The following is an 8,149-nucleotide window of genomic DNA, read 5'->3' as shown; positions in this document are numbered from 1 at the left end:
TCTTGCATGGCATGCCGGCCAGCGGCCGCCACTACCAACGCCGGGCATGGCGCGGCGCTACCGGCGCTAAACGTACGTCCCAGCATGGTTTTTTCCTGCCGGCCCGTGCCCCGCAAGGGGTGCACGGGCGGGGGCAGCGGAGCTAGACTGTCCGCCTTTGCGGCCCTCGGGCCGCCCTGAACGGAAGTGTCCTCCCGCATGAGTTGGCTCAGCAAGTTGATGCCGTCCGGCATCCGCACCGACAACACCCCCAGCAAGAAGCGCAGCGTCCCCGAGGGCCTGTGGGAAAAGTGCAGCAGCTGCGGCAGCGCGCTGTACCGCCCCGAGCTGGAAGAGAACCTGGAGGTCTGCCCGAAGTGCGGTCACCACATGGCGATCCGCGCCCGCGCGCGCCTGGCGGCCCTGTTCGACGCTGACAGCACTACCGAGATCGGTGCGCGCCTGGGCCCGACGGACCTGCTCAAGTTCAAGGACCAGAAGAAGTACAGCGAGCGCATCAAGATCGCGCAGAAGAACACCGGCGAGTACGACGCGCTGATCGCCATGCGCGGCCTGCTCAAGGGCCGTCCGCTGGTGGCGTCGTCCTTCGATTTCGCCTTCATGGGCGGTTCGATGGGTTCGGTGGTCGGCGAGCGCTTCGCCCTGGCCGCTGAAACGGCGGTCGAGATCGGTGCCCCCTACGTGTGCTTCTCCGCCAGCGGCGGCGCGCGCATGCAGGAAGGCCTGTTCTCGCTGATGCAGATGGCCAAGACCTCCGCTGCGCTGGGCAAGCTGCGTGAAGCCGGCCTGCCGTACATCTCGGTGCTGACCCACCCGACCACCGGTGGCGTGTCGGCCTCCTTCGCCATGCTGGGCGACATCAACATCGCCGAGCCGCAGGCGCTGATCGGCTTCGCCGGCCCGCGCGTGATCGAGCAGACCGTGCGCGAGAAGCTGCCTGAAGGCTTCCAGCGCTCCGAGTTCCTGCTGGAACACGGTGCCATCGACCAGATCTGCGACCGCCGTGAAATGCGAGATCGCCTGTCCGACCTGCTGGCCATGCTCGGCCGCCAGCCGGCGCCGGCGCCGGAGGCTGCGTAATGGCAGGCCGCAGGTACTTCGGTACTGACGGCATCCGCGGCCGCGTCGGGCAGAGCCCGATCTCGGCCGACTTCGTGATGCGCCTGGGCAATGCGCTGGGTCGCGTGCTGGTCGACCAGCGCGGCCACGACGGGCGCCGCCCGATCGTGGTGATCGGCAAGGACACGCGCATTTCCGGCTACATGTTCGAAGCCGCACTGGAAGCCGGCCTGGTGGCCGCCGGTGCCGACGTGCAGCTGCTGGGGCCGATGCCGACCCCGGCGGTGGCCTTCCTCACCCGCACCCTGGGCGTGGATGCCGGCGTGGTCATCAGTGCCTCGCACAACCCGCACTACGACAACGGCATCAAGTTCTTCTCCGCCCAGGGCGAGAAGCTTGATGACGCCACCGAGCTGGCGCTGGAAGCAGCGCTGGACGTGCCGTTCACCACGGCCGAGTCGGAAAAGCTGGGCAAGGCGGCGCGTGCGCGCGAAGCGGTCGGCCGCTACATCGAGTTCTGCAAGGCCAGCGTGCCGCGCACCTTCGACCTGCGTGGCGTGCGCCTGGTGCTGGACTGCGCCCACGGTGCGACCTACCAGATCGCGCCGCTGCTGTTCCGTGAGCTGGGTGCCGACGTGATCGGCATCGGTGCCGAACCCAACGGCGTCAACATCAACGACGGCGTGGGTTCGACCCACATCGACAACCTGGCGGCCAAGGTGCGCCAGACCGGCGCGGACCTGGGCATTGCCTTCGATGGCGACGGCGACCGCGTGCTGATGGCCGACGACCAGGGCAACCCGGTTGACGGCGACGACCTGCTCTACATCCTGGCCCGTGCGTGGCAGGCCGACGGCCGCCTGCGCGGTCCGGTGGTCGGCACGCTGATGAGCAACTTCGGCCTGGAAAAGGCCCTGGGCGAACTGCAGATCCCGTTCGTGCGCAGCAACGTGGGTGATCGTTACGTGCACCAGGCGCTGGTGGAAGGCGGCGGCGTGCTCGGCGGCGAAGCCTCCGGCCACCTGCTGTGCCTGGATCGCGCAACCACCGGCGACGGCATCGTCAGCGCCCTGCAGGTACTGGTGGCGCTGCGCCGCAGTGGCCAGACCCTGCGCCAGGCCCTGCAGCCGCTGGCCAAGGTGCCGCAGAAGACCGTCAACGTGCGCCTGGGTGATGTCTCGGCAAAGACCACCGTGCAGGCGGACAGCGTGCAGTCGGCGCTGGCCGAAGCACAGCAGGCAGTGGCGGGGCGCGGTCGCGCGTTCCTGCGTCCGTCCGGCACCGAGCCGGTGGTGCGCGTCACTGTCGAAGCCGACGAGGCCGTGCTGATGCAGGACACGCTGGATCGCCTGTCGGCCGCAGTGAAGGCGGCAGCCTCCGCCTGAGGCCGCTGCGCTGGGCCCAGACGGAAAACGCCCCGGGAGACCGGGGCGTTTTTGTTTTCCGCAGCGCGGGGTGCGTGATCAGGGCCCCGGCACCATCTTCTTCTGGCGCGCCTTGAAGCCGTTGAAGAACGGCGCGATCAGCGGGTTGTAGCTCTGCGCGATGCGCTTGCGCAGCCAGCTGGCCGGGCGGTTGCGGATCGCGAAGCGGTAGATCCGCTCCGGATCGCCGCCGACCACGTTGCGGCCGAACGGATGGGTGGTGTGCAGGTAACGGAAGCCGTGCTCGCGGGCCACCTCGACATGATCCTGGTCGAAATCGCCGTAGGGCCAGCACAGGGTGTCGGACACTTCGCCCAGCTTGTCCTGCAGCACCTGCCGCGAGATCGCCAGGTCCTGGCTGATGCCGGCACGGCGCTGTGCGCGGTCCAGGTCATCACGGCGCAGCCAGCGGGTGTGGGTGTGGGTATGGCAGTGCACTTCGAAGGTGCCGGCCTCGATGGCTGCGCGCGCTTCGCTCCAGCGCATCATCACCGCATCGCTGCGGTCGTCCTCGAAGATCGCCGCTTCGCAGCCACGGTGGTCCGGCGTCGCCGGCAGCGTGGCCCCGGCGATGCCGGCATGCGGGCGTACGTCGCCTTCGCCCATCCAGCCGGTCACCACGAACACCACCGCATGCATGCCGTACTTCTGCAGGATCGGGTGCGCGTACACCCAGTTGTCCAGGTAACCATCATCGAAGGTGATGACGATGGACCGGCGCGGCACCGGCTTGCCGGCCAGGAAGCCGGCGTACTGGTCCAGGGTCAGCGACGTCCAGCCGTTGTCGGCCAGCCAGGCGATCTGGCTCTCGAAGTTTTCCGGCGAGACGGTGATCATCCCCGGCGAGGGGCTGACGTGGTGGTGCATCAGCACCGGAACAGTTCGCGCATCAGCCATGTCCCAGCTCCTTCAGCCACTGGTGGTAATAGGATTCGGTGGTTTCGCCATGCCCGGCCGGGCTGAAGTCGTGCGCACTGCGCATCCAGTCCCAGCCTGCACGGCCCATCAGCTGCCGCCGCTGCGGATCGTCCACCAGCAGGCGCAGCGCAGCGGTCAGCGCGCCATTGTCGCCCAGCCGGGTGAGGATCGCATTGCTGCCCTCCAGCACCATTTCAGGCACGCCGCCCACCCGCGTGGCCACGATCGGCACGGCCACGTAGGCGGCCTCCAGGAACACCGTGCCGGCGGCCTCCTTGTGCGAGGCGAGGGCGAAGATGTCAAAGCCGGTCATCAGGCGGCAGGCGCTGTCACGGTAGCCGAGCAGGTGTACCTGCTGCTGCAGGCCATGTTCTTCGCGCATCGCCAGCAGGCGCTGCATGACCGCCTCGCCATTGCCGACCACCACCAGGTGCAGTCGCGGGTTGGCCTTGCACAGCGGCGCGATCGCGCGCAGCAGGTCGGCATGGCCCTTCGGCTCGCGCAGCACGGCCACGCACCCGACCACGATGTCCTCGTCGCTGAAGCCGAGTTCGGCACGGACCTCGGCGCGCACGTCCTGCAGGCACTGCCATGGGTCTTCCTTGCGCATGTCGGTCCAGCGCGGCGGTACCGCGATGGGCGGCACGATCCCGATGCTCCCGCCGGCGATGCCACGCTCGGCCAGCAGCTGCTTGACGAACAGGCTCACGGTGATGACCCGGTGCGGCAGCCCGGTATAGGTCAGCAGCGAGTTGACCGGGCTCATCAGGTGGCGCGAGCGCACCACCAGCGGCGTTCCGCCCAGGCGTGCGCCCGCAGCGGCGATCAGCGTGTCGCGCCGGCTGGTGGTGTTGACCACGTCGTAGCGCTCGCGGCGTACCAGGCGCGAGACCGACCAGATGCCGCGCATCAGGCGGGCCATGCCACCCATGCGCAGGGTGTGCACGGTGAAGCCATCATCGCGGGCCAGCGTACCGAGCCGCGCGTCGGGCTGGCACAGCAGCGCAACCTCGTGGCCGCGCGCACGCATCACCTGCATGTGGCGAAGAATGTAGATCTCCTGGCCACCCATTCCCTTGGCGGCTTCGGTGTGGAGGATGCGCAACGGGCGGTTCATCGTGAATCTGTCCTGGATTTCAACGGTTGCGGAAGCGCGTGAGCGCGTCCCATGCGGTGCGCAGTGCGGCCGGGTCCGGCGCCTGCTGCGGTAGGGGCAGGTAGTCCTGGTCCACTGCGGTGGCGTTGCCGAACTTGTCGAACACGTAGATCACCTCGCCGTGGCGTACCGCGCGCTGCGACCAGCTCTCCACCACCAGCGAGCGCTGGCCCTGCGGCACGGCCAGCAGATCCTGGCCGGTACTGAAATCACCCAGCGCGTTCTCGCAGCCCAGTGCGTGCCGCATCAGCGTCGGCACCCAATCCTCGTGGGAGCTGGTGCGCGCGTCGTGGCCGCTGGCTTCGCCCGGCCAGCGCAGCACGAACGGCACCTGCACCTGGTGGTTGGAGAAGTTGCCGTTGTGGCCCCAGTAGTTCAGGCCGAGGTCGTTGAATTCTTCGGCGTGGTCGCCGGTCACCAGCACGATGGTGTCCTGCTCCAGGCCCTGTGCGCGCAGCTGGTCGAGCAGCTGGCCGACCAGGCTGTCGGCGTAGTGCACGGCCGTGTGATAACGGTTCAACTCCGGCGCCGGATCATGGTCCGGGCCGAATTTGAGGAAGTCGATATCGGCGGCCATCGGCGTGGCCACCGGCGGATAGCCGGCCGGCATGTGGTACGGCGCGTGGGTGGAATCGAGGAAGACGAAACCGAACCAGGGGCGCTGCGCGGCCTGGCTGCGGGTGATGTCCTGCTGCAGGGACGCGACGATGCTCTGGTCGCGCGCGGACGGATCCAGCCCGGTCGGGCCCTGGTGCAGCTGGTCACGCACATCGGCGAATGCGGTGCGGTCGAACTCGGGGCTGTACAGCGGTGCACTGCCGTACAGATGCAGGTCGTAGCCCTGCTGCTGCAGCACCTTGAACAGCTGCGAGCCGCGCTGCTCGTCCAGCATGCTCGGCCAGTAGCCACCCGGCAGGCCGTACAACAGGCCGAACAGACCGTAACGGGTGGCGTTGCCGGTGCTGAGGTGGTGGTCGTAGACGCGGGCCGAGCCGGCCAGCGCCGCGGTGTGGGGCATGTACTGCGGGGTCAGCGCGTCGTGCCGCAGCGATTCCAGCACCACCATCAGCACGTTGGGCCGGCGGTGGCTCTGGCAACGCAGCGGCTGCAGCGGATACTGCAGCTGGGCGTGGCGCGGATCGGGCAGGCCGGCCTGCTGCTGGCTGTGTACGCCCAGCCGACGCATGAAACTCTTGGCGGTGATCGGCTGCGCCCAGGGCAGGTAGTTCCACTGGCTGATCACCGCGCGCTCGCCCAGCGCATCGTAGTAGGCGGTGGCGACCTGGCCGCCGCCCATCAGCAGGGCAACGGCGGTCCAGGCCTGCAGCACGCGGTGCTGGTGCGGCGCCGGCGAGAGCAGCTTCCAGCAGGCCCAGGCCAGCAGCGCCTGGGCAGCAAAGAGGGCCGCCACCAGGCCGGCCACCTGCAGCCAGGTCTCCCACGACAGGCTGACCTGGTCCTGCAGCGCGCCGCCAAACACCATGTTGGCGACCATCGCATTGAGATGGAACCGGTACAGGGCGAACACCTTGGCGTCGACCAGCAGCAGGCACAGCCACAGCCCCTGCAGTGCGATGGCTGAAAGCGTCAGCGGGCGCGCGCTGCGCGGCCACAGGCCGATCGCCAGAGGCAGCGCACCGGCCAGCGCGCCCAGCGCCAGCAGGTGGCCGGGCAGGGCGACCGCCAGGTAGGCCAGGCCGAGACCGCCGCCGGGGTTGTCGCGCAGCGGCACGTTGCCCAGCGTGATCAACAGGGCCAGCGCTGCGTTGGCGGCGACGAACAACGACCACCACGCCAGCCGGCGCCAGCGGCGGTCAGGTGCGGAAAGCGGGGCAGGGGCGGAATCGGGCGAGGCGGCGGACATGGTGCAGGAGCGGGCGGGCAGGGGGCAGGGGACGTGCTGCATGGGCGCCGGGAGGGGCCGCCTGCTCGCGCGGGTGGCGCATTGTATCGGTTTGTTTCAATGTATCGATGGCGTACTTCGGCCGATCTGTCACAATGTTCAGGCTGGCCGGCAGACAGCTGCCGGCCCATTGACCCAACGACAAGCCAGGAACCGCTGTGAGCCAGATCCCGACCCTCGACATCACCCGTTTTGACAGCGACCGCGAGGCCTTCGTGGCCGAGCTGGGCGCGGCCTACCGCCAATGGGGATTCGCGGGCATCCGCAACCACGGCATCCCGCAGGCCGACATCGACGCGGCCTACGACGTGTTCAAGGCCTTCTTCGCCCTGCCGGACGAGGTCAAGCGCCAGTACCACGTGGCCGGCAGCGGCGGCGCCCGCGGCTACACCCCGTTCGGCGTGGAAACCGCCAAGGGCTCCAAGCACTTCGACCTGAAGGAGTTCTGGCACATCGGCCGCGAGATCGCCGACGACTCCAAGTACCGTGACGTGATGGCGCCGAACCTGTGGCCGAGCGAGGTCGAGGGCTTCCGCGAGCGCGGCTACGGCCTGTACCAGGCGCTGGACAACCTGGGCTCGCGCGTCCTGTCGGCACTGGCCCTGCACATCGGCCTGCCGGAAGACTTCTTCGCCGACAAGACCAACTTCGGCAATTCGATCCTGCGCCCTATCCACTACCCGCCGATCACCACCGACGACATTCCGAACGTGCGTGCCGGTGCCCATGGCGACATCAACTTCATCACCCTGCTGGTCGGCGCCAGCGCCGCAGGCCTGGAAGTGCAGTCGCATGAGGGCGAGTGGGTACCGTTCACGTCCGACGCGGACACCATCGTGGTCAACATCGGCGACATGCTGCAGCGCCTGACCAACCACGTGTACCCGTCGACCATCCATCGCGTGGTCAACCCCCCGGGTGAGCTGGCCCGCCAGCCGCGCTACTCGGTGCCGTTCTTCCTGCACCCGAACCCGGACTTCCTGATCGACGTGCTGCCGTCGTGCATCACCCCGGAGAACCCGAGCCGGTACCCGGAGCCGATCACCGCCCACGGCTTCCTCGAGGAACGCCTGCGCGAGATCAAGCTGAAGTAATGAGAAAGCCGCCGAAAGGCGGCTTTTTCATTACGGGTAGCGCCGGGCCGTGCCCGGCGAGCGCAGCGGAGGGGTGTTCGGCAGGGCTGCGCCCTGCACCTGCAGACGCCAAAGCCAGAGCAACAGCCAAAGCCAAAGCCAAAGCGGCTCTGGGTTTCTGCGGGTTGGGCGGGGCGGTGTGGGTTGGCAGGACACGCCGTAAACCCGTCCATGGGGGCTCGATGGCGCCATCCATGGCGCCAACGGTCCTGCCAACCCACACCGCCCCACCCCCGACACTTTCCCGCGGCGGCTGGTACCGGCGGCTCCTGGCAGGTGTCGACCTTGGTCGACACGGTAGATCCACGCCATGCGTGGATGAGATCTGTCAGATCGAAGTGGGGTAGGGGGCTGGTCCAACACGGCAGCCACCCGGAATGCTGCTTCTGCTCTTGCCCTTGCTCTTGCTCTTCTTTTTTCTTTCCGTGGCGGGGGAACCGCCGGAATGTGTCAGAGGCCGGGCGGGGCAGGGGCGCGGGACCGCAGGCGCCATGGATGGCGCCTACGAGCCCCCATGGGTGAGGGCGCTTTGCTTGCGAAGCACTGCTTCGCAAGC

Annotated in this window: 6 protein-coding genes; 3 read left to right on the top strand and 3 right to left on the bottom strand. The window is 68.4% G+C overall.

The genetic code is table 11. The features are described 5' to 3' along the window. Window positions 1–198: 198 nt before the first annotated feature. Together accD and glmM are read left to right on the top strand one after the other, a co-directional pair. The gene (gene accD, locus IAE41_RS21015) at window positions 199–1,080 is read left to right on the top strand and encodes an acetyl-CoA carboxylase, carboxyltransferase subunit beta (protein ID WP_079222621.1); all 882 of its coding nucleotides are present in this window, start codon (window positions 199–201) and stop codon (window positions 1,078–1,080) included. Then, the gene (gene glmM / locus IAE41_RS21010) at window positions 1,080–2,444 is read left to right on the top strand and encodes a phosphoglucosamine mutase (RefSeq protein ID WP_079222620.1); all 1,365 of its coding nucleotides are present in this window, start codon (window positions 1,080–1,082) and stop codon (window positions 2,442–2,444) included. The genes accD and glmM overlap by 1 nt, the downstream gene beginning before the upstream one ends. A 78-nt stretch (window positions 2,445–2,522) precedes the next feature. Here glmM and IAE41_RS21005 read toward each other — a convergent pair whose 3' ends face one another. From IAE41_RS21005 to IAE41_RS20995, 3 genes are read right to left on the bottom strand one after another with little or no spacing between them, the layout of a single operon-like run. Beyond that, window positions 2,523–3,380, bottom strand: a complete 858-nt coding sequence (locus tag IAE41_RS21005) for a polysaccharide deacetylase family protein (RefSeq protein ID WP_200734433.1) — start codon at window positions 3,378–3,380, stop codon at window positions 2,523–2,525. Further along, a complete protein-coding gene (locus IAE41_RS21000; RefSeq protein ID WP_200734432.1) occupies window positions 3,373–4,518 on the bottom strand; it encodes a glycosyltransferase family 4 protein in 1,146 nt (381 codons plus the stop codon). Before IAE41_RS21000 ends, IAE41_RS21005 begins: the two co-directional genes overlap by 8 nt. A 19-nt stretch (window positions 4,519–4,537) precedes the next feature. Continuing rightward, on the bottom strand, window positions 4,538–6,421 hold the full coding sequence (locus IAE41_RS20995; RefSeq protein ID WP_200734431.1) for a sulfatase-like hydrolase/transferase: 1,884 nt from the start codon (window positions 6,419–6,421) through the stop codon (window positions 4,538–4,540). Between the two features lie 197 nt (window positions 6,422–6,618). Here IAE41_RS20995 and IAE41_RS20990 point away from each other — a divergent pair, with 197 nt between their 5' ends. Further along, window positions 6,619–7,554 (top strand): isopenicillin N synthase family oxygenase, encoded by a 936-nt coding sequence (locus IAE41_RS20990; protein ID WP_200734430.1) that lies wholly within the window; start codon window positions 6,619–6,621, stop codon window positions 7,552–7,554. The last annotated feature ends 595 nt before the right edge of the window (window positions 7,555–8,149 follow it).

It is taken from the genome of Stenotrophomonas sp. S39, assembly GCF_016624665.1.
In the GTDB taxonomy this organism is placed as follows: domain Bacteria; phylum Pseudomonadota; class Gammaproteobacteria; order Xanthomonadales; family Xanthomonadaceae; genus Stenotrophomonas.
The sequence above is the reverse complement of the archived record's forward strand: the minus strand, read 5'-3'. Positions and strand labels throughout refer to the sequence as shown.